Source organism: Acidisarcina polymorpha, assembly GCF_003330725.1.
Lineage (GTDB): Bacteria > Acidobacteriota > Terriglobia > Terriglobales > Acidobacteriaceae > Acidisarcina > Acidisarcina polymorpha.
On sequence record NZ_CP030840.1, the window covers coordinates 1,243,229 to 1,265,139 of the forward strand.

At 58.3% G+C, this 21,911-nt stretch carries 16 protein-coding genes and 1 tRNA gene; 9 read left to right on the forward strand and 8 right to left on the reverse strand.

Annotated features, from left to right (window positions below; genetic code table 11):
- The first annotated feature begins 39 nt into the window (after positions 1–39).
- Both ACPOL_RS05495 and ACPOL_RS05500 read left to right on the forward strand, forming a co-directional pair.
- The gene (locus ACPOL_RS05495) at positions 40–1,233 is read left to right on the forward strand and encodes a tetratricopeptide repeat protein (RefSeq protein ID WP_114206167.1); all 1,194 of its coding nucleotides are present in this window, start codon (positions 40–42) and stop codon (positions 1,231–1,233) included.
- A gap of 260 nt (positions 1,234–1,493) precedes the next feature.
- Complete coding sequence (locus tag ACPOL_RS05500; protein WP_114206168.1) at positions 1,494–3,329, forward strand: glycoside hydrolase family 15 protein; 1,836 nt, start codon at positions 1,494–1,496, stop codon at positions 3,327–3,329.
- A 37-nt stretch (positions 3,330–3,366) separates the two neighbouring features.
- On the opposite strand, the gene ACPOL_RS34535 is transcribed toward ACPOL_RS05500, so the two are convergent.
- Positions 3,367–4,107, reverse strand: a complete 741-nt coding sequence (locus ACPOL_RS34535) for a hypothetical protein (protein WP_114206169.1) — start codon at positions 4,105–4,107, stop codon at positions 3,367–3,369.
- A 453-nt stretch (positions 4,108–4,560) separates the two neighbouring features.
- Positions 4,561–4,959 (reverse strand): hypothetical protein, encoded by a 399-nt coding sequence (locus tag ACPOL_RS05510; protein WP_114206170.1) that lies wholly within the window; start codon positions 4,957–4,959, stop codon positions 4,561–4,563.
- Between the two features lie 373 nt (positions 4,960–5,332).
- Here ACPOL_RS05510 and ACPOL_RS05515 point away from each other — a divergent pair, with 373 nt between their 5' ends.
- Positions 5,333–6,169, forward strand: a complete 837-nt coding sequence (locus ACPOL_RS05515) for a response regulator transcription factor (RefSeq protein ID WP_114206171.1) — start codon at positions 5,333–5,335, stop codon at positions 6,167–6,169.
- A 660-nt stretch (positions 6,170–6,829) separates the two neighbouring features.
- On the opposite strand, the gene ACPOL_RS05520 is transcribed toward ACPOL_RS05515, so the two are convergent.
- A tRNA-Val gene (locus ACPOL_RS05520) sits at positions 6,830–6,906 on the reverse strand.
- Between the two features lie 134 nt (positions 6,907–7,040).
- Here ACPOL_RS05520 and ACPOL_RS05525 point away from each other — a divergent pair.
- Together ACPOL_RS05525 and bshA are read left to right on the forward strand one after the other, a co-directional pair.
- A complete protein-coding gene (locus ACPOL_RS05525; protein ID WP_114206172.1) occupies positions 7,041–7,928 on the forward strand; it encodes a ChbG/HpnK family deacetylase in 888 nt (295 codons plus the stop codon).
- 70 nt (positions 7,929–7,998) lie between these two features.
- Entirely contained in the window at positions 7,999–9,144 is a 1,146-nt protein-coding gene (gene bshA / locus ACPOL_RS05530; RefSeq protein ID WP_114206173.1) for an N-acetyl-alpha-D-glucosaminyl L-malate synthase BshA, read from the forward strand.
- Between the two features lie 50 nt (positions 9,145–9,194).
- Here bshA and ACPOL_RS05535 read toward each other — a convergent pair whose 3' ends face one another.
- Complete coding sequence (locus ACPOL_RS05535; protein WP_114206174.1) at positions 9,195–10,553, reverse strand: sensor histidine kinase; 1,359 nt, start codon at positions 10,551–10,553, stop codon at positions 9,195–9,197.
- Between the two features lie 231 nt (positions 10,554–10,784).
- Here ACPOL_RS05535 and ribA point away from each other — a divergent pair, with 231 nt between their 5' ends.
- Entirely contained in the window at positions 10,785–11,447 is a 663-nt protein-coding gene (ribA, locus tag ACPOL_RS05540) for a GTP cyclohydrolase II (RefSeq protein WP_114206175.1), read from the forward strand.
- A gap of 294 nt (positions 11,448–11,741) precedes the next feature.
- Positions 11,742–12,998, forward strand: coding sequence for a YXWGXW repeat-containing protein (locus tag ACPOL_RS05545; protein ID WP_114206176.1), 1,257 nt, complete (start codon positions 11,742–11,744; stop codon positions 12,996–12,998).
- Between the two features lie 104 nt (positions 12,999–13,102).
- On the opposite strand, the gene ACPOL_RS05550 is transcribed toward ACPOL_RS05545, so the two are convergent.
- A complete protein-coding gene (locus ACPOL_RS05550) occupies positions 13,103–13,585 on the reverse strand; it encodes a (deoxy)nucleoside triphosphate pyrophosphohydrolase (RefSeq protein ID WP_338026753.1) in 483 nt (160 codons plus the stop codon).
- A gap of 277 nt (positions 13,586–13,862) precedes the next feature.
- Positions 13,863–14,591, reverse strand: coding sequence for an HAD family hydrolase (locus tag ACPOL_RS05555; protein WP_236657253.1), 729 nt, complete (start codon positions 14,589–14,591; stop codon positions 13,863–13,865).
- Positions 14,592–15,018: 427 nt separating this feature from the next.
- On the opposite strand from ACPOL_RS05555, the gene ACPOL_RS05560 reads away from it, so the two are divergent.
- The gene (locus ACPOL_RS05560) at positions 15,019–15,954 is read left to right on the forward strand and encodes a tyrosine recombinase (protein ID WP_114206178.1); all 936 of its coding nucleotides are present in this window, start codon (positions 15,019–15,021) and stop codon (positions 15,952–15,954) included.
- Complete coding sequence (locus ACPOL_RS05565) at positions 15,951–16,928, forward strand: tyrosine-type recombinase/integrase (protein WP_114206179.1); 978 nt, start codon at positions 15,951–15,953, stop codon at positions 16,926–16,928. The genes ACPOL_RS05560 and ACPOL_RS05565 overlap by 4 nt, the downstream gene beginning before the upstream one ends.
- A gap of 10 nt (positions 16,929–16,938) precedes the next feature.
- Here the strand turns inward: ACPOL_RS05565 and ACPOL_RS05570 are convergent, their stop codons facing one another.
- Both ACPOL_RS05570 and ACPOL_RS05575 read right to left on the reverse strand, forming a co-directional pair.
- Positions 16,939–19,428: an ABC transporter permease gene (locus ACPOL_RS05570; RefSeq protein WP_114206180.1), complete on the reverse strand. Its 2,490-nt coding sequence runs from the start codon at positions 19,426–19,428 to the stop codon at positions 16,939–16,941.
- Positions 19,429–19,657: 229 nt separating this feature from the next.
- Positions 19,658–21,904, reverse strand: a complete 2,247-nt coding sequence (locus ACPOL_RS05575; protein WP_114206181.1) for a penicillin-binding protein 1A — start codon at positions 21,902–21,904, stop codon at positions 19,658–19,660.
- Positions 21,905–21,911 lie beyond the last annotated feature (7 nt).

The following is a 21,911-nucleotide window of genomic DNA, read 5'->3' on the forward strand; positions in this document are numbered from 1 at the left end:
ATTTACGATTAGGCCTATTGGCTCACAGTGGAGGAATTCGTGCGACTCCAGGCATTGCGACTCCAGGCATATCGATCTCCGGTCCTGCTTCTGTTCAAAGTAATGCGGAGCCTGGGCCTGGCGTTCGTCATCACGCTCCCCTGCTTTGCTCAGCAAGCCGACATCACTTCTGCGCAATCAGCGATAGCTCTGGAGCAGCAGGGAAAAGTTGCCGAAGCAGAAGCAGCATGGCGGACTATCATCGCGACCAAGCCGCGAGATCCCTCTGCGCATGCTGGGCTTGCCGTGCTCCTTGCCAAGCAACAGAGATATCCGGAAGCCGTCGTGGAATATCACCGCGCGCTCTCTCTTGATCCCAAGCTTCCCGGAGTACAGCTGAACCTTGGACTAAGCGAGTTCAAGCAGGGCCACTTCGCCGAAGCGATTCCTGCGCTTCAGGCCGAACTGGCGTCGAACCCGGGCGACTCTCGTACGACCATCCTGCTGGGCATGAGTTACTATGGCGCCAAGAAATATAGCGACGCCGCCGCTACTCTCGCGCCGGTCGCGGCAAGCAACCCCGGCAATGCGCAATTGACCACCGTCGTCGCACAGAGCTGTTTGTGGAGTAGGCAGTACGAATGCGCCCTCAACGAATTCCACAAGATTCTTCTTGCCGATCCCAACTCCGTGCAGGTGCACATGATGCTTGGCGAAGCGCTCGATGGGCAGAATCGCACCGATGAAGCGATTCAGGAGTTTCAACTCGGAGCAGCCGCCTCTCCGAAGGAGCCGAATGTGCACTTCGGCCTCGGCTACCTTTACTGGAAATCGCACCGCTATGATGAGGCTGCCGCCGAGTTCCGCCTCGAGCTCGCCAACAATCCCCGGTACGCTGAAGCGTATGCCTATATCGGCGATATAGCCTTGCGCAAAAACGATTTTGCAGCCGCTACTGAAAGCCTGAACGAGGCCATTCAGATTCAGAGTTCGATTCGCCTAGCCCAGTACGATTTAGGGAGCGCCTATGCCAGCTTGAATCGCAACGAAGAAGCCGCGGCTGCGCTCAAGCGCGCCATCGCCCTTGACCCCAGTCAACCCGATGCCCACTGGAAGCTCGCACGGGTTTATCAGGCGCTGGGCCGGCATGACGAAGCGAAAGCCGAACTCGCGGAAACCGCTAAGATTCATGGAAAACAAGATGACACGACTTTAGTGCGCAATATACCCGGCGTGCCCGCGCCAACGCAGTGACGAGTGCTCTTTTTTTCAAGAATCTTGATATTCGTCTCGTCGAAGATACTGCCGAAATTTTCAACCAGTTTTCTGTTTCCGAGACTTCGATCCGCATCTTTGTTCCCTTCCCCGATTGGTTTTGATCCAGTGAGACATTTGCGTTCTACCTGCGGCGAATGAGGTCGCGAGAATTAAGATCGGCAGACAATACAACCCCCGGCCGACCGGCACAGTAAAGGACATCCTGGCCCAAATGAAAACCATCTCATCACCGAATCATGGCGTATAAGCATATTGAAACCTACGGCGTCATCGGTAACCTGTGCACCATGGCGCTCGTGAATCTCGACTCATCCATTGATTTTTTCTGCTTTCCCAACTTTGACTCTCCCACTCTTTTTGCTGCTTTATTGGACGAAGAGAAAGGCGGAAGCTTTTCTATTCGGCCCGAGGAACAGTCGTTCGAGTGTAAGCAGATGTACATCGCTGAGACCAACACTCTGCTGACCCGCTTTCTCTCGAAGGACGCTGTCGCTGAATTAGTCGATCTCATGCCAGTGACCGTCACGACGCAAAAGAATGAGATTATTCGAACTCTGCAGGTGATCCACGGAACCGTAACCTTTCGCTTGTGCTGTAAGCCGGCCTTCGATTATGCACGGGTATCTCATCAGGCGGAGATGTCCGATCAGGCGGTCCGGTTTGTACCGGATCGAAGCGACACGGCAGACGTTCTTCTACGAGCGACCGTTCCGCTCGAAATTGACAATGGGGCGGCCGTCGCGACGTTTACCTTGAAGGAAGGCGAACGAGCCATCTTTGTATTGAGCGGCATCCAGAGTGAAGAGCTCCCTACGCCGCAGCCGACAGCCATTGATCGCGATGAGGTGATGCGGGACTGCCAGGAAACCACTACCTATTGGCGTTCCTGGCTGGGTAAATCGACTTATGCCGGCAGGTGGCGCGAGGTTGTACACCGGTCTGCCCTGGTGTTGAAGCTGATGACCAACAGGCAGTATGGATCGATTGTTGCCGCGCCGACCTTCGGGCTACCGGAGCATCTTGGCGGGCAGCGAAACTGGGATTATCGATACACCTGGGTTCGCGATGCCGCCTTCACACTCTATGCCTTCATGCGGATCGGTCTGCGCGAGGAGGCCGACGCATTCTTTGCCTGGCTGACCGGCAGGGTGAAGGGGAATGCCTCCATGGACAGGCCGCTGCAAATCATGTACGGATTGGATGGCCGTACGGATCTCGCCGAGATCGAGCTGGATCACTTGAGCGGATACAAGGATTCCAGACCCGTGCGCATCGGCAATGAAGCCTTCCATCAGCTGCAACTGGATATCTATGGAGAGATCTTCGACTCCATCTACCTTTATTCGAAGTACGGACATGCCCTCGCCTTCGATGGCTGGGAAGATGTAAAGCGAGTGCTCAAATGGCTGGGCGAAAACTGGGACCGCCCTGACGGAGGAATATGGGAATCCCGCGGCGGCGACAGGCACCTTCTCCATTCCAGGCTCATGTGCTGGGTCGCCTTCGACCGCGCCATCCGCCTGGCACAACGACGCTCGTTATCGGCTCCATGGGACGAGTGGTACAGGCAGCGGGATGCAATAGCGAATGACATTCATGCCAACTTCTGGAATGAGAAGATCAACGCATTTACGCGCCACAAAGACACCGAGGCACTGGACGCTTCAACGCTGCTGATGCCGCTGATGCGGTTCATCAGCCCGCTCGATCCACGCTGGCTCTCGACTCTCGATGCAATCGACAAGTCGCTAGGCGAAGATGCGCTGGTTTATCGCTACCGGAACGACCTGAGCTCCGATGGATTATCCGGCGAAGAAGGTAGTTTCACGTGCTGCTCCTTCTGGATGGTCGAATGCCTGGCTCGTTCTGGGCGCATCGAGGAGGCAAGAAGGCGATTCGAGAAATTGCTGGCCCATGCCAATCATCTCGGACTATTTTCCGAAGAGCTCGGGCGGGATGGCCATCAGCTGGGTAACTTCCCGCTGGCGCTCTCCCATCTTGCTTTAATCAGCGCAGCGACGTATCTCGATCGAGCGCTCTCAAAGAGGAGTCCGGAGCCGTGGAGTTCTTAATCCCGGCCCGGTCGCTCCTCTCTGTCTAAGTACCAGTTCAATCCTCCGGCAGCTTTTCCTCATTCTCTCGAGCCACTCGTTCTTCGAGTGCTGAAAGCGGCACGGCTACGGACCCGATTCGTTGAGCAGCTTTGAGCGCCTGAGCGGCAGTTCTTGGCCAGTCCGCAGGAAGCTCTGCCGTGCCCGTATGTTCATCCGCGACGGCGGATCGATTGGTGAGCACCGGCGCATTCAGGCCCCTGACTGCGATAGGGTGGACCCCGTAAGCGTAGAAGGTGCAATACGCTCCGGCTACGTTGGTGTAGTAGGCGTTCAATGCCGCTACCGGGTTAATCGGGATCTTAGGCGCGGGGACGGAGAAAAATCCCTGGATCTGAGATCCGCCCTCGGCCGCATCGTAGGCCAGAATTGCTAAAGCCAGGTCGGAGGTACTGATGCTGGCGGGCATGTACGTTCCAGGTTGGCAGCTCGGTGGCGGGACTCTCTGGCATGACGCTAGAAAATCCATTCGCTGGCTCTCCAGCTGAAGAACTTGTCCTAGCCAGTATTCGAATTCCGGATAGGTCTTCGATGAGGCAATGGCAGGCGAGTAAGTGAACCAGATTAATTCGTCGACAGCGCCCAGGTACGAGGCGATCCCTCCGTAGTTCTTCCCACCTCGCGCGCAGTCGGCGGAATTTGGAGGCGTCGGAGGGCCCGGGGCTAAGATCTGCGCAGGGGCACATGGAACGCATAGAAATGCAAGGAGCAAGGCAGAAAACAGAACAATGTTTTTCAAGGTGTTATTCCTCCATCAAAACTTTGCCCTTACATTAACACTTCTTAACCACGGGAAAGCAACGATCTTAGACGAGGAATCAATGAGACCTGCCGGTCCTGTTCACCTGCGAAGTCGGCGACCATCGGAGGTATGGCCGCCGCGAGGGTGAAGTCGTTCCAGGGATTAAACTTTTGAAATCGCTAGAGTACTGGTATGAATGTGGGTCGAGCCTGGTATTTCCGAGGGGAAACAACTTGGTTTGGGGCGGTGCTGCGCAGTGCTGGAGAAGATGTCAACAGTTAAAATTAATTGTGATTCAGCTCACGGTTGTTTAGACAAAAACCGTCAACCAGTGCATACTCGAACTTATCTAAGTGCCGCGACCGATCCCTAGTTACGGCACTCTCGCTCCGCAGTTGGGACACTTCGGTGTCCCGTTTTATTTAGGGGTTAGATCCAAAAGCGGTCCTATCATTGGATTACTAAAGTAATTTGTTCGTCCTCCAGTGGACCCTGGAATAAGAATCCCTTGCCCTCTTTCTCGTTCAATTGCCTGACCATCTTCCCAACGCTTTTGATTCGCAAATAGCCACCCGTTTCATCCGGCGACGGAACGAGGACTTCAATTTCGATATTTGATCCCATCGGCGGAGGACGTTCACTGAGTACCCATGCGGCATGCCTTGAGATGTATTTCGTAAAGCCGCCGTCTACGTGCTCTTCTCCGTCGGACCAGCGGTATATCACTGGAAATCTGAGCTTGTAGCGGCTACCTTTGCGCAGGATCATGTAGCGAGCGTATGGGGGAGGATGGGCGCTTTCAAGCCGCCGAAAGTTTGAAATCGCGGTGAGAATAGTGCACCCCATCATGACCGTCGTCGTCTCCGGACCGACTCCGTTTAAGAGACCCCGGTCCCGGCAGGGTGAGTAGTCTACAGGCGTCCAAACAGAGAATATGTACGCATTGGCACAAAAACCTTGCAATCAGTCCGGTGTCATCCCATAATGGGCCTATAGCGACCTAGCCCCTGAAGGGTAAATAGAGCAAGTTAAAAAATGGCAGCTGAAATAAGCTAGAAATCTGTCTTTGGCAAGTATTCTGCGAATCCAAGGCGACCCACCACATAGTTGGGCAATTAGCGAGCGATTAGTGTCCAATCCCAGGCCTTCTTAACTAACTTGCAGCATAATTTCACTACGATCACTTTGAGCTGGTCTGTTTGAAAGCTGACAGGGCGTGTCTATGTCGGTAAAGCTAAGTCAAGCGCAGGTGCTCCCTGAACCTGGCCCGAGAGATCCAACTCTTCGCGTGTTGATCGTTGACCGCGACTCGATGAGTAGTCAGTTGCTTGCCGATGCGCTCGTGCGCAGCCGGAAGTATGACGCCGCCGCCATCCCCTCCTCGAAGCTCCTGAAAATGATGAATGTTCAAGAGGTCGGCATGGTCGTTATTGGCGCCGATCTCCGGCCGGGAACGGACGGAGGAATGAATCTGGCCGAGCTTGTATCGCGCGCTCATCCTCAGACACGCATCGTTATCCTGCTCGACAAGGCTTCCCGCGGCTCGATCATCGGAGCATTCCGGTCCGGAGCCCGCGGAGTTTTCTCTCGCCAACAGACTATGACTGAGTTCTTGGAATGCATCGATTACGTGCGCAAAGGATGTATCTGGGCCGGGAGGAAAGAAAGCGACATTCTGCTCGACGCACTCCGGAACATTCCCGGACCGGTCGCCTCGGCTGCGGGCAATGTGCACACACTCACCTCTCGTGAATTGCAAGTTGTGCAAAAAGCCGCCCAGGGCAAAACCAATCGCGTGATTGCTCAAGAATTGGCACTCAGTGAACATACGGTGAAAAATTACCTCTTCCGGGCCTTCGATAAGATCGGCGTATCGAGCCGCGTCGAACTTCTCTTTTACTTGACGATCCGCGGGCATACCTTTAGCAGATCGCTTGATGAGGACACGCCTAAACCGCCGAGCGGCGAGCGCAGGGCTTCACACACAGTGAGGAACCGCGCAATTGCGCCGGCAGCACTAAATGCAGAGCCAGTTCAAAGCGACCACGAAACGACGTAACCTCCGTTCGCTGGTGGCGGCTCGTGAATGGCGCGCCGCGCACACCCGCACCTTATGCAATCACGTCCGCTTTCTTTGTCGACACTCCAGGCAATACGCCGGTACGCACTCGCTCCATACTCTTGAATCAGAGCAGGATTAAGGCGATACATTAGCGAAGATTTGGTGGGACTGGCATCCCGCACTGATGACTTCTGTTAATGGCCGCTGCAAGAGGGATCGCGTCGGCCCGGGTAGAGCGAAGGTTGGGAGAACCAAGGAAAGTAATCGCAGCTTCGAAACACATCCAATGCATACGTGGAGCTAAGATCACTCCACAGTTAAGTGCCGCGACCGAGAAGAAGTTACGGCACTCAGCTCCGCAGTTAGGACACGGCAAATGTCCCGTCTTAGTCAGCAATCCATTTGGAACATGAAGTCAGCTTACGCTGCCCGCCCGCTCTTTCAATCCGTCTAAAGTATGCTTTTCGATGAGTAATATTCCTATTTGGGAATAGAGACGAAAGTATGTAGTTGACTTGGGATCGGTGTATCAATGGCAGGTAAAAGAGCAATGAATGCCGAATTGCCAATCAGAAGTGGGAAGGATGGCAGCGGCCGCGCAAGACGCCCTGCATCGATTCTCCGCACATTCGCAGAAAGCGGATCTTGAGACTGGATTGGTGGGCAGTGAGGGATTCGAACCCCCGACATCCTGCTTGTAAGGCAGGCGCTCTAACCAGCTGAGCTAACCGCCCCCTTGGCGGGTACAACAGGAATTGGCGGCGCAAGCCCTGCGAAGCACTGGCGACCCGGAGGCTTTAGTCTACCAGTTTTCGATTCTGCCCGAAACTCAGGATGACCAGGCCTGGCTTGGTAAACTCGAGCTAAAGTGAAGCGATTGATCATCAACGCCGATGACTTTGGCCTGACCGCCGGGGTGAACCGGGCCGTGCTCGAATTGGCGCGGGCTGGAGTGCTGACTTCGGCGACCCTCATGGCAAAGGCTTCGGATACGGCTGAAGCCGCGGAAGCAGCGCTGCGCCGCCCCAATCTCGCAGTCGGCTGCCATGTTGTGCTCGTAGACGGCACGCCGGTCTCTGCTCCTGACGCCATTCCCACGTTGATCGATCCCGGCAGCTCCCGGGAAAACCCTAGATTCCGATCGACCCTCAATGCGTTTATCAGCGACTTGCTGCGCGGCCGCATCCGCGAGGCCGATATCGAGACCGAAGCGGTCGCGCAGATTCGGCGTTTGCAGCAGCTTGACATCGCTGTAAGCCACGTTGACACTCACAAACACACTCACGCCTTTCCCCGCGTCTTACGGCCGCTGCTTCGTGCCGCCGTGCTCCGTCACGTTGCCTGCATTCGCAATCCATTCGAACCGGAATGGAGCGTTGCCGCTACCGGCAGCGCCAGCCTGCTACGCCGTCTCCAGGTGCGCGCGTTACAGACCCAGCGCCGTTATTTCCTCGCCGCCGCCGAGCACATCGGCGTCTTTACCACTGGCGGATCTATCGGAGTTCTCGCCACCGGGACTCTTGATTCATCGACGCTTCGCCGCCTGCTGGCAGCCATGCCCGAGGGCACATGGGAGTTGGTCTGCCACCCGGGTTATGCTGACGACGCGTTGCGGGCGGCGGGAACCCGGCTCCTCGTATCTCGCGAGGTCGAACGCCAGGCGCTGCTCGATACTGTGCCGGAGGCTGCTCGAGACAACGTCGCACTCATCCACTACGGCAATTTGAAGGCGACCAGCTTTCTCGGGGTCATGTGAATTTCGCCGGCCAAAATGCTCAGCCTGCATCTATTCTTCCGGTCGAACGTCCAACTCACTGCGGGTAACCATGAAAATTGGAATTACGTGCTATCCCACCTACGGCGGTAGTGGGGTCGTCGCCACCGAGCTTGGCATCGAACTGGCCGCTAATGGTCATCAAGTGCACTTCATCACTTACTCGCAGCCATTTCGCCTCACCGGGCGCGAAAAAGGCGTCTTTTACCACGAGGTTCCGGTTTCGAATTATCCCCTCTTTGAATACCCGCCCTACGATCTCGCGCTCGCCACCCGCATGTCAGAGGTCGCCGAATACTACGAACTTGACCTGCTTCACGTGCACTACGCCATTCCTCACTCGGTCAGCGCCCTGCTCGCCCGCCAGATGCTGGCTGCCCGCGGACGTCATCTGCCTTTCGTCACGACCCTCCATGGCACCGATATAACGCTCGTCGGACTCGACCGATCCTATCTGCCCATCACCCGATTCGGGATCGAAGAGAGCGACGGCGTCACTTCCATTTCGCAATACCTTAAGGACAAGACTCTTGAAGAGTTCCACATCCAGAACCATATCGAGGTAATTCCGAACTTCGTCAATTGCGACGTCTACAAACCCCGGAAAGACCGGGAGGCGGCGCGGGCAATTTATGCTTCCCCGGGAGAAAAAATCCTCATTCACTTATCGAACTTCCGTCCCGTCAAGCGAGTTACGGACGTCGTCAAGATCTTTGCCGGCGTGGTCGAACGCGTCCCTAGTCGCCTGCTGCTGGTTGGGGATGGTCCGGATCGCTCATCGGCCGAATATCTCGCCCACAACCTCGGCATCCAGGACCACATCTCCTTTCTGGGTAAACAGGAAAGTGTGAATGAGTTGCTGCCTCTGGCCGATCTTATGCTGATGCCCAGCAAACTGGAATCCTTCGGCCTTGCAGCTCTTGAAGCCATGGCATGCAAGGTCCCAACCATCGCCACGAACGTCGGCGGCGTGCCTGAACTGATCGACGACGGCGTGACCGGGAGACTTTTTCCGGTTGGCGCGACCGATGCGATGGCCCAAGCCGCCATTGAACTGTTGACCGACGAAGAGAAGTTGCAAGCCATGGCCAACGCCGGACGCGCTTCCGCCCAGGCACGCTACTGCTCCTCGCAGATCATTCCGCTGTACGAGCGCTATTACGAAAGAGTACTGAACAAGGGATCGCGCACGGCCTAGTATCTCCCGAGAGGGATTGCCTCAATACCTCGACACGCTCTTGGCAGTCTTCACCGGCCGCCTGGCGCAATCATGCGGCCGGGGGCCACCGCCAGCACCGGGTCTCCGTTTTCGTTCAGCATCACCGGGATCTCGAGCGTCACCCGAGTTCCCCGCCCCGGACGGCTGGTCACATCGAATCGAGCCGCCTCGCCGTAAAGCACTTCGAGCCGTTCGCGAACATTCCTCATCCCGATTCCTGACCCTTTGCGACCGACGCTTCCAGCAGGCTGGCGTTTCTCGGTCATGCCCACACCATCATCTTCGACTTCAATCATCATGCTGCTTTCGTGCAGTCGGCTGCGCATGGTGATCGTCCCTCCGCTGATGCGCGGCTCGATGCCGTGTTTGATACTGTTCTCGATCAACGGCTGCAGCAACATACTCGGCACCATCATCTCGAGGGTTGCCGGATCGATTTCCTTCACCACTCGAAGTTTGTCGGCGCCAAAGCGCACCACCTCGATACCGAGGTAATCCTCGGTGAAGTTCAACTCTTCCCGGAGCGCCACGAAAGTGTCATGGTCCTTCAGCAAGGCCCGCAGAATATTCGCCAGCCGTACAATCATCTCCCGCGCCATCTCCGGCCGGAAGCGCACCAGCGATGCAATTGAGTTCAACGTGTTGAAGAGAAAATGGGGATTGATCTGCCGCTGCAGCGCATCGAAGCGCGCCTCCAGCAGCAGGCGCTTCTGCTCTTCAAGTTTCCGTTCGATGCGGATCGCATTCCAGATCTTCAACGGAATGCCTACAACCATGGCAGAGCATGCATAGACCGCCAGGCGGACCGGCCAGGTTGCCGGGACCAGAGCAAACAGCCTCCGAGGGTACGCCGCGGCCAGCCACTCACGCCCAATCTCCATGCCCACAATCAACGTCAACAGCAGAATCTGCCGGTCAAAGCGGGGCTTTCGGAGGTTGCGGCGCACCCACCGGTAGATACTTAGATCGACGAACGGCGAAAACGACCAGACCTCTTCGGCTGTGACCAGACGCCCGTAAATGCCGGCGATCAGCGCCACTGCCAGGTTGAACGGCAAGGTGAGGTATTCATGGTGAAGCATCGCCGGCAGTGACAGCAGCATGCCCCCAGTCACTGCCGCCAGCGGCCCCAGCAACACGCCGAGAATGATCACGGTCTCAAAGGCGATGTCCGCCGCCAGAAAGTTCTGCACGGTGATCCGCACCAACACTCCCAATGTCAGCGGGATGCAGATCCATGCCAGCAGACCAAGAGTCTGCGTGCTAGTCCGATTTTCCTTGAAGAGCAAGTTCTGAAAGCTTCGCGATCGCGCCAGGGCGCTCGAAATCGCCGCGGCGACGCCGAGTTTCACCAGCAGCGTTATCAGGATCAGCTTGGAATCGACCACAGTGCTACTCTACCGCTTTCCGACCTCCGCGTACCCGCCGGGAACGGTGTTGTTCAAGGACTGCTCGGTCCGGCGGCCCGATTAGCGAACACCCGGCTGCTCTATAAGGCGGTTCTTCAAAGCAAAGCGCTCTACAAAGGAAAGCCATTCCAGAAAGCGGAGAAGCCAAGATGGGAAGGAGGTTCTGAAGGCTGAAACTAAATGCCACCGGGCGCATCCGTATACTTAGATATGCCCTTTGAAAGTATCAAGAAAGTGGCGGACGCTGACTTTCCCACCCGTTGGGGCCATTTCCGGATCCTCGGGTATGAAGGCCTTCTTCTCGGCGCCAAGCCTTGCTGTGACCACTCCAACGTGCCTGTCAATGAAAAGGAAGAGATGGTCGCCCTGATCATGGGCGATATTTACAGCGCTCCTCCAGTCGTCCGCATCCATTCGCAATGCCTGACCGGCGACGTCTTCGGTTCGCTGCGGTGCGATTGCCGTCTGCAGCTTGAACTCGCGCTCAAGGCGATCGGCGACGCCGGGGCCGGCATCCTGCTCTACGAAGAGAAAGAGGGCCGCGGAATCGGTCTGATGGCCAAACTGCGCGCCTATGAACTCCAGGATCAGGGCCTCGATACCGTCCAAGCTAATCTGGCTCTTGGCTTTCGAGCCGATTGCCGTGAGTTCGAACTTCCTGCCGAAGTCCTCAAAGACCTCGGCGTCCATGCCGTTCGTCTTATCACCAACAATCCTGAAAAGGTCGAGGCACTGGAGTTGGCGGGCATTCGCGTGGTGGAACGCATTTCTGCGGAAGTGGAACCGCTCGAGTCCTTTGAACGCTACATTCAGACCAAGCACGAAAAAATGGGTCACATTCTTGATAGCCTAACGGAACGCACTGTGAGTTAAGCCCATTCACTCAGAGCCAGGAGCCCGATTCTGCTGGATGGGATACGACCCAATGAGCACTTCTGTGCCGTAACCTGCTACCGTCCTGCGTATAATTCCGCTTCACGCCTTCTGGATAGTTTTGCGCCGCCCCAGGCAACCGCCTGCTTAGCAACAAAATCCGACATTTGGCGTTTCTACAAACAAGCAGTTTAGGCCAGCCGCATTCACGGGCAGGCCAGAAAGAAGCCGCTCTCTCCGCGTAGTCCGCAGCCGTTTCCGGATAAACGAAGGACGGATTGGCAAAGGTATTTGATGAAAATTGCTCGTTACTTTCGCAACCTACTGCTCGCAGCCGTCGTCCTGGCTGTCCCGGCGGCGTCCTTTGCCGGCATCTTCATCTCGGTCGGTATTGCTCCCCCTCCATTACCGGTTTACGAGCAGCCTCCCATTCCCGGCGACGGCTATCTTTGGACCCCCGGCTATTGGGCCTGGAGCGATGACGGCGGCTACTACTGGGTTCCCGGGACCTGGGTTCAGCCCCCGCAAGTCGGCTTCCTCTGGACGCCAGGGTACTGGGGATGGAATAACGGCTTCTATGCCTTCAACGCGGGATATTGGGGTCCGCACATCGGCTTCTACGGCGGCGTGAACTATGGCTTCGGCTACGGCGGCGTCGGCTATGAAGGCGGCTATTGGGATCGCGGCCACTTTGCCTATAACCGGTCTGTGACCAACGTGACCAACGTGCACGTCACCAATGTCTACAACAAGACTGTTATCAATAACGTGAACGTCGACCGCACCAGCTTCAATGGCGGTACCGGTGGCATCCAGGCCCGTCCGACGGCCCAGGAACAAGCCGCGGTTCGCGAGAACCACGTCCCGCCGACGACGATCCAGCAGCAGCACGTGACCCAGGCCCAAACCAATCCTCAACTCCGCGCCTCGGTGAACGGTGGCAAACCCGCCATCGCCGCAACTGCCCGGCCGGCAGACTTCAAGAGCGCCGTTCCTGCGCGCCAAGCCGGAGGACAGGTCAACACTGCGGTTTACAAGGCGGCAGCGGAAAATAAGGGCAAACTACCTCCCAACATGAAAGACCCGGGCAGCGTCCCGGCCAACCATGCCGCTAATACTCCGGCGGCTCGCCCGGTGACCCCGACCGCCACGACCGGCCGTCCAGCGACCCCCGAGATCCGGCCGGCACCCGGCACCCCGGCGGCCAATACCAGTCGTCCGGCAGTGAACAACCGGCCTACCCCGGCTCCAGCGGCGCCCGCTTCGACCCGGCCTGAGCCGGCAACCCGGCCCCAACCGGTCGCGCGGCCTGAACAGACTCAGCAGCCAAGGCCGCCCACCCAGCCGAACTACTCTCAGCCACGGCCGGAGCAGACTCAGCAGCCAAGGCCGCCCACCCAGCCGAACTACTCCCAGCCACGGCCGGAACCTCAGCCCAGGCCCCAAGCGGAACCCCGCCCTCAGCCTCAGGCCAGACCGGAGTCTCAGCCCCGGCCAGAATCACGGCCCCCGGCCGAGCACAGCGCACCTCACGAATCGCCGCGGCACTAACCAAGGAGTCTCTACTGAAACCGAGACGGCCCGCCAAACCAGGCGGGCCGTGCTGTATGTGTAGGGGGTAGATTATTGAGGCAACGGGCCGGCCGCGTGTTCCGTTAAAGCAATTTCCCCGCCGCTAGCTCACGAACCAGGTTGCGGTCAGCAGCCAAGAAATCGTAGGTCGGCAAATCCGCCAGGTCACACCAGCGGAGGTCGTTGAAGATCCGATTAGTGATCTCACCGGCGAATTCGTGCACCGCAAAGAACTGCAAGTCTACTGAGCTCCCGCTGCGATAAGTATGTCGCGTGCGGGTGATACGACTGCCGATTTTGGCATGAATGCCAAGCTCTTCATCGAGTTCTCGCGCCAGCGCTTGCTCTGCGCTCTCGCCCGGCTCCATCTTGCCGCCCGGGAACTCCCATTTCAGAGCCATCGGCTGGTCTGGACGCCGCTGACAGATCAGCACCTCGTGTCCCCTGAGAATCAGCGCTACCGCGACTAATCGAACATTTTTCTCGGCAGCCTGCGCCTCTCGGTTGACTTCGGGCTCATGGCTGGCAACGGGGGGATTCGCGTCTTGTGATTTCGCTGCATTCACGTCCATTCCAGTTTAGACGTTTGCTGAAGCAGAAGTATTTCTATCACCAAGGCAACTGGGTGAAACCAGGTCAAAAGTTCCGGATGAGATACCTCTGCTAGCGCCCCACTGCGAGGCGAGCCCCACTTAATACTGCGAAATCAAGGGGGCACCTAGCTGGTCAAAGGACCACCCCTTCGGTGTGGAGGATTGTGCAAGGAGACCGCAGCGACGAAGAGAGAAATCGGGATTGGAAGGCAGCAGATCTACAGCGAAGCGATCTACAGGCTAGACAGCCTCAATTTCCCAAAGTTGATTGAGGATAAAACACCGGCCAACCTTTTTCCGCGGCAATTTGTAACAACGCTGGTGTCGCATTGACTGGATACGCGCGCTTGGCGATCGACAACATGGCCGCATCGTGGATCGAGTTGCCAAAGACCACATCCGGTGCAGTCACGCCCACGCGGGCCAGTGACAATGCCTTTCCTTTATCAGTCGGCACATCCAGCAATTCACTGGTGATCGAACCTGCCTTGACCCGGACGCGTGCGGCAAGCACCCGTTCCGGCGAAATGCCAAAATCCCTTACACCTTCTTCGATCAGCCAGTTATTCGTCGAACTGACCGCCCAGATCTCCGTGCCTGCAGCCCGCAACTGGGCTACCAACTCCCGCATCTCGGGAAAAATTTGAGGTTCGATCTGAGTATGAAAATATTCGGCCGTGGCTTTGCGTAGCTCGTCCTCACGCAAACCCGCATACACCTGGACCATCTCGCCGCACATCGCCTCCTCGCTGACATCGCCGCTCAGATAGAGGCGATAGCGAGAGTCGATCCAATCGCTGGCGTTGCGTGACACCAAGCCGGACTCGAGCGACCATACCATGAATCCATAGCCGGCATCGCCTCCCCAAAGCGTGCCGTCGCAATCGAAGACGGCGATTGCCGGCCACGGCGACAGTACCGACCCAAAGAATTCAGGAGTCGTCAACCGTACTACCGGTAATGTTTGAACACTTGTCAAACCGAATCACTCCTCTGAGAACAAGGCTACAGAAGCGCTAGAACAGAAATACAGCTACTGTGAGGCGAACCACTTAAGTCGGCAGGAGCTACTTCCACCAGGTAAACGCCTACAGAACCAACTTCCCGCACCTAACACCATCTGCCTTTCAGGCCTACTCTATTGTCTCCGATTGCAGATCTATTTGCACGAACTCACGCATAGCGGTGCATCACCGCCGTCATTCAGATGCCGAATTGACATGCCGTTCATTTCAGAATGAGATTCGCGTGAAAGTAGGGTAAAAGAAATGAAATGCAAGCAGGTGCGGGTTGCATTCGGGCCTCGAAAATGCCTTCAAATTTCTCCAGAGCCTAAGCGATGTCGATCTTGATTCGCCGCCGGCGCGCCTTGGTCTTCAACCCGCAATCAAAGCGATAATCGAGACATGCCCGCGCCCGGCAATTCAGAACTTCTGCGTGAATACCTGCTTTACCTGCGCATCGAAAAGGGGCTGCGGCCGCTCACTTGTGAGGCCTACGAACGCGACCTGACTCAGTTCGCCGAATTCCTCGAGTCCGAGAATGCGTTGCTTCTAACCGCCCGGCAGCAGCATATCACCGGCTTCCTCGATCATCTCCGCAGACACGGAGTTGAATCGCGGTCGGCGGCCCGCAAGCTTTCCTGTCTCCGCGGACTCTATCGCTGGCTGCTGCTCGATAAGCGTATTCAGCACGACCCAACCGTCAATCTGGAGTCTCTCTCGACATGGAAGGTGTTACCGAAGTCGCTCGCGGAATCTGAGGTCGCATCCATGATGGAGCACGCGTCCGTTGCCGCCCATCATCCCCAGGCTGAAGGAATTGCCATTCGCAATCACGCCATTCTCGAACTTCTCTACGCTGGAGCGCTGCGGGTCTCTGAACTCACCAACCTCCGCATCGAAGACCTGTCACTCAATGAAGGCCGCGTTCGGCTCCGCGGAAAAGGCGATAAGGAGCGGGTGGTGCCGCTTGGCGCACCCGCAGTTCAGGCCCTTGAGGCTTATCTGCACCGAGGCCGCCCGCAGCCGAGCGGCAATGCCAAAGACTCTAGGCTCTTCCTCTCCGAACGCGGCCGGCCGCTCTCGCGCCAATGGATCTGGCGGCTCGTCAAGGCCAGTGACGGCGCCGCCAGCCCGCACAAGCTGCGCCATAGCTGCGCCACCCATATGGTGGAACACGGGGCCGACCTGCGCAGCGTGCAGATCCTTCTCGGCCACGCCGACATCGCCACCACCCAGGTCTATACCCATCTCGCCCTCGGCCGTCTCAAAGCTGTGCACCGCGCTCACCATCCCCGCTCCCGCCGCATCGCCGATAGCACCCCGGATGTTCCCGCGTGAGCACTCAACCGGCGCTTGCCCAGCTCGCCGAAGACTTCCTCGTCGCCCTCGCCGGGGAACGCTCCGCCTCGCCCCATACCCTCCGCGCCTACCATCGCGAACTTCACAACTTCGTGGATTACTCGATCGAAGAACACGGTGTCTCCACTGCCCCGACCGACATCGATCACAAACATATTCGCGCCTATCTTGGGGAACTCTATGGTCGCGAACTCTCCAAAGCATCCGTAGCTCGCGCCCTCGCTGCCCTGCGCTCCTGGTTCAAGTGGATGGCGCGTCACGGGCATGTCGCACAAAACACCGCCGCGCTGGTCTCGACCCCCAAGCTGCCAAAGCATCTGCCCCGCGTCCCATCCATCGAGCAGATGAACCGCACCGTCGATTCGCTGGCGAACAAGCCGGCCGCCAGGCCCGCGAAAGGCCGCCAGGCCGAGACCTCAGCGTGGCCCGAGCGCGACCGCGTGATCTTCGAACTTCTCTATGGCTGCGGCATCCGCAACGCCGAACTCACCGGCCTCAACCTTGCCGACATTCACTGGGCCAACGAAGTCATCCTCGTCCGCGGCAAAGGCCGCAAGCAGCGCTACGTTCCCCTGGGCGATGCTGCCGCCGAGGCCATCCGCATTTATCAGCCACAGCGCGAATCCAGACTCGCACTGGCAAAGAAATCCACTCCGGCGCTGCTGGTCAACCACCGCCTCCGTGCCCACCAGGCCGGCGAAGTCCGTCTGACGACCCGAAGCGTCGGCCGCATCGTCAAACGTCTGGCGCAGGCCAACGGGCTCTCCGCCGACACTCACCCGCACACTCTCCGTCACGCCTTTGGAACCCACATGCTCGAAGAAGGCGCCGACCTTCGCGCCATCCAGGAACTATTGGGCCACGAGCGCCTCTCGACCACTCAGCGCTACACTCAGCTCACCACCGCGCAGATCACCCAGGTCTATGACCGGACGCATCCCCGTGCGAAATAGCGATTGTGTCTTACTCGGCGCGCAACGCCCGCAGTGGATCGGTAGAAGCTGCCCGGCGCGCCGGCAACAAGCACGCCATCAACGTCATCGATATCACCGTCAGCGCGGCCAAACCCAACACCGCCGGATCGAAAGCACTCACCTCGAACAATAAGGATTGCAGCAGCTGTGAAGCCGCTAACGCCGCAACCAGGCCAATGGCGCAACCTGCCAGCCCCAGCTTGGCGCCTGAAATCAACACCAGGCGCACGATTGCTCCACGCTGCGAACCTAAAGCCATGCGAATCGCGAGTTCATGCGCGCGCAGCGCGACCGAGAAGGCGATCACGCTATAAACACCAAGTACCGCCAGCACCACGGCGGCTGCGGCAAACGCCGAGATCAGCGCCGTATTGAACTTGCGCGAAGTCTCACTGCCGGAGACGGCGTGCTCCATCGTTTGCACCTGGGTCAGCGGCAGCTGAGAATCGATCGACTGCACGGTCGCGCGTATTGCATTCTCCATCTGCTCCGGCGCAAGCTCGGTGCGCACGGTGATATACCCCACGTCGCCGGCCAACTCGGCAGCCGTGACAAGCGTCCCGGCTGCCGTAATTTCCTGCGTCGCTGGTTCATACATCTGGTCGGTGGTCTCTTCGTCGGGAGATCCCAGCTTGACGTCTCCCACTACGCCAACGACGACCAGCCAGGGCGTCGGCGTCTCCGGCAGTCCCAACCTCATTCGTTTGCCGACCGGGTCTTGGCCTGGCCAGTAGTGCTCAGCGAGCTTCTGGTTCACGATTACCACGAGCTGTGAATCTGATTTATCCTCCGGTGTAAACAGCCGCCCCCGCAAAAGCGAGATGCCCATGGCCCGGAAGTAGTCCCCCTCTACAAATAGGGCCGATGCCAGGCTCAGGCCGGCATTCTTCGGCGGCGTATAGCCTTCCACCACGAAGGCGTTGCTGCTATGGAATCCCGAAGCGGGAAACGCATTCGTCAATCCCACGGCTTTCACTCCAGGAAGTCGAGCCAGGCGGCGCAGCATCTCATCATCGAATTCGTTCACGGCCGCCTGCGTCGCATACTGCTTCCTCGGCAGCGAATACGCCCCTACATCAAGGTGGTCGGGGCGAAAGCCTAATTCGACGCTCCGCATCTTTTCGAAGCTGCGCAGCAAAAGTCCCGAAGCCGTCAAGAGGGCCATCGCAACGGCAATCTCGGCGATCACCAAGGCCGAACGCAGCCGCGAAAAGCCGCCCCCCAAGGTACCCATCCGGCCACCTTCCTTGAGCGCCGCGCTTACACTCGTCCGGATCGCAGCAAACGCGGGCGCCAGTCCGCACAATCCTCCGGTCACCAACGCCAGAAGCATCGCAAACCCAACCACCACCCAGTCCAGCCCGATCTCGTTCAACCGTGGCAGCGTCTCCGGCAACAGACTTCGGCCCACCCGAAGCGCAACCGCAGCCATGACCAGCCCCACTACCCCGCCGCTCACCGTCAGCACCATGCTTTCGAGCACCGTCTGCCGCAACAACGTCGTTGCTCCCGCGCCCAGAGCGATCCGTACGGCCAATTCCCTCTGCCTGCGAATGGCTCTGACCAGCAACAATCCCGCCAGGTTTGCGCAGGCAATCAGCAGCACCACCAGGACTGCTAGAAAGAGCGTCCGAATCTGCACTCGCACCTCGTGTACCGCATCGTCCTGGAGAGGAGTTACTTTGGCGCGAATATGCAGGCTGCGCATGAAGCCTGGATAACTCCGCATGGTCTCTTCAGCGACTCGCTCGGCGTCCTCGGTCGCTCGGGCCGACGTCACCCCTCGTCTGAGCCTGCCTACCATTCGGTAGCCCCAGTTGGAAGCTCCGTTCAAGAACTGGTCGGGGGCGAAGCTCATCGGCACCCACAGTTCGCTGCGGTCCAGGTGGCCGGGAATGATGGGGAACTCGAACCCCGCCGGCATAACCCCGATGACGACATAGGGCTTTCGATCCAGCAGAATCTTCTTCCCAATGATGTGAGGGTCTCCGTGGAAGCGGTCCTGCCACATGGGATAACCGAGGACCACCAGCTGTTGATGCCCCTCGTCCTCCTCTTGGGTGAACACGCGTCCAAGCAAGGGTGCGACGCCTAGGGCTGGAAATACTCCAGCGCTCAGACGAGCCGCATAAACAATGGCGGGATCCCCGCTGCCGGAAAGCTCAAAATTTGTATTGTTGTACCCGCCCAGGCTGGTGAAACTGTTGGTGTCTCGGGTGTAATTCCGAACATCCGGGGCGGTGACGGTGCCCCCCGAATCCGGACTGATGCCTGCACCCTGCAGAATATCTCCGAGCACCACCAGCCGATCCGGCTCAGGAAATGGCAGCGGCCGCAGCAACACCCCCTCAACGATGGAAAATATAGCCGTCGTCGCACCGATCCCGAACGCCAGCATCAACACCGCGATCAAAGTAAAGCCCGGGGACTTCAGCAGTTGCCGCACCGCGATCCTCAGATCACGGGAAAGAGACTCCATAGGTTCCTCACAAGAGGGATGCGATCCCGATCCTGGTTCCCAGAATAAATTCGCGGAATCGACCAGTCTTCTGGAATTCAGGTGCCTAAGACAGCCGTCGATGGTCAGCCCGGCGACGCCTGGGGCGACAGCACAAATGCTGCCATGTGGCAGAAGTCGGTTCTTTAGGCCATTCCTGATGCAAAAAGGTGTGCCGGGTTCGTTCTTTCGAGTAGAGTGACTACTCCCATTAACGCGGGGAGCCGCTCCTGCGAGTCGCCGCAGACCTTTCGTCGACCGCGAAGGTCTCGGCATCCTTGCCGGCGATCGCGGCTTTCATGAAGTCCATCCAGATTGGCAAAGCCGCCTTTGCGCCAGTCTCTTTGTCGCCCAACGACTCCCGGCCGTCGTAGCCCACCCAGGTTCCGCAAGTCACCGTCGGCGAAAATCCAAGAAACCATGCATCGGTGAAGTCGCTCGTCGTTCCCGTTTTGCCACCTAATGGATGGTTGAGCGCTTTCGCCACCGAGCCCGTGCCGCTGTTCGTCACTTCACGAAGGAAGGTCATCATCGTCCGTGCCGTCTTCACCCCTGTTGCCTCCGCTACCTCCGAGCGGTCCTCCGCGAGGATCGCCCCGTCGGCGTCGGTCACCTTCTTGACCAGGCGCGGCGCTATCCGGAGGCCATCGTTTGGGTAAACCGCATAGGCAGCGACCTGTTCCTTCAGCGTCACCTCAACCGCTCCCAGAGCAGCCGGCAGGAAGGCTGGTATGTTGGAGGTAATTCCAAACCGGTGCGCCACCTCGATGACCTTGTGCATGCCTACGCGCTCCGCCAGCTTCACTGCGGGAATGTTGCGCGAATCCGCGAACGCCTTCAGCAGCGTTATGCTTCCGAGGTAATTTCCTTCAAAGTTGTGTGGAGTGTAGGACCCAAAGGATGCAGGAGCATCAAGAATACGCTCCTCTGGAGTCGCCCCCTCCTCGACCGCCGCGGTATAGACATAGGGCTTGAATGAGGAACCTGTCTGCCGCTCCGCTTGGGTTGCCCGGTTGAACTGCGACAAATTGAAATCCCGGCCGCCGATCATCGCCAAGACCCCGCCGGAACTATTGTCGATCGCCATCAACGCGCCCTGGACTCCGGAGTCCTGCTCGAGGGTCCCACGCAACTCAGTCTCATCTTGTCCGGCGGCCGGAGCAGCTAAATGGACGTAGACGATATCGCCGGGCTTGAGAAAGTCGTCGGCAGCTTTCTGCCCCGTCCACGCCCAATCTTCCTCGAGCAACACCACCTGACGTTCCCCGACTTTCGCTGTCACCTGATAGGGCAATACACCGGTGACCATCGCGTGCACGTAGTCTCCTGGCTGCGGCGGCAAGATCCAATCCGGATGCCGGAACTCCGCCAATCCCACTCCGCCAGCAACCGCATTCAGCAGATGTCCTTTCCAGCCATGCCGCCGTTCATAGGCTGCTAACCCATCGAGCACCGCGCTCTTCGCGGCGCGCTGCAGGTCGAGATCGAGTGTCGTATAAACGCGAAGTCCCGCCGTATGCACTTGCTCCGCACCAAGCTTCTTTTCAAGTTCTCTCCGCACCTCTTCGACGAAGTACGGCGCCACCGCGTTCGGATCGGTGGCCACCATCAGCCCCAACGGCTCTGCCCGGGCCGCTGCGGCTTGCTCAGCCGTGATCCTGCCATCCTCGAGCATGGCGTTGATCACCAGGTTGCGCCGCCGCAGCGCCTTATCGGGATTTAAGATCGGCGAGTACGCTGACGGTCCCTTCGGCAATCCGGCCAGCATTGCCGCCTGCGGCAAGGTCAAGTCCTTCGCATGTTTGCTGAAGTAGTATTCCGCTCCGGCCTCAAACCCATAGGTTCCATGCCCGAGATAAATCTGGTTGGCATACAGAGTGAAGATCTGCTGCTTGGTAAACGTGCGCTCAATCTGGATCGAGAGAAAGGCCTCCTGCAGCTTCCGCCCAAACGTCCGTTCGTTCGAAAGGAACAGGTTACGCGCTAACTGCATGGTCAGCGTAGAAGCGCCTTGGGCGCGCGCTCCGGAGGTGAGATCGTGATATACCGCTCCCGCCACGCGAAAAGTGTTGACGCCCCAGTGGCTCTCGAAATTCTTGTCTTCGATCGAAATGACGGCCTGGCGCAGCAGCGGAGAGAGGTCGTCATACCCGACCACCACCCGCCGTTCGAGCGCAAAGGAGCCGAAGACCCGGCCCTTCACGTCGTAGAGCTCCGTCGTCGTGCTCGGACGATAATGCTCGAGATCGTCGATCTGGGGCAGATGCACCGAGTACACCAGCAGCAATCCACTTAGCGAACCGACCGCCATCGCCAGCAAGACCAGCACCAGCAAGGCCAGCCGCCCCGCGACTTTGCGCTGCCCCCGCCGCGGACGCGAGCCTCCCGGAGGCTGAAATGGCGTCCCGCTGCCGGTTTTGTTCCCCGATGGAAGCGATGGTCTAGAACCCAATGCCATGCTCGAT

Excerpts from the sequence above, each read along its gene's own strand:
- ACPOL_RS05500 (WP_114206168.1), top strand. The coding sequence starts at position 1,494 with ATGGCGTATAAGCATATTGAAACCTACGGCGTCATCGGTAACCTGTGC.
- ACPOL_RS05510 (WP_114206170.1), bottom strand. The coding sequence starts at position 4,959 with ATGATGGGGTGCACTATTCTCACCGCGATTTCAAACTTTCGGCGGCTT.
- ACPOL_RS05515 (WP_114206171.1), top strand. The coding sequence starts at position 5,333 with ATGTCGGTAAAGCTAAGTCAAGCGCAGGTGCTCCCTGAACCTGGCCCG.
- bshA (WP_114206173.1), top strand. The coding sequence starts at position 7,999 with ATGAAAATTGGAATTACGTGCTATCCCACCTACGGCGGTAGTGGGGTC.
- ribA (WP_114206175.1), top strand. The coding sequence starts at position 10,785 with ATGCCCTTTGAAAGTATCAAGAAAGTGGCGGACGCTGACTTTCCCACC.
- ACPOL_RS05545 (WP_114206176.1), top strand. The coding sequence starts at position 11,742 with ATGAAAATTGCTCGTTACTTTCGCAACCTACTGCTCGCAGCCGTCGTC.
- ACPOL_RS05560 (WP_114206178.1), top strand. The coding sequence starts at position 15,019 with ATGCCCGCGCCCGGCAATTCAGAACTTCTGCGTGAATACCTGCTTTAC.
- ACPOL_RS05570 (WP_114206180.1), bottom strand. The coding sequence starts at position 19,428 with ATGGAGTCTCTTTCCCGTGATCTGAGGATCGCGGTGCGGCAACTGCTG.
- ACPOL_RS05575 (WP_114206181.1), bottom strand. The coding sequence starts at position 21,904 with ATGGCATTGGGTTCTAGACCATCGCTTCCATCGGGGAACAAAACCGGC.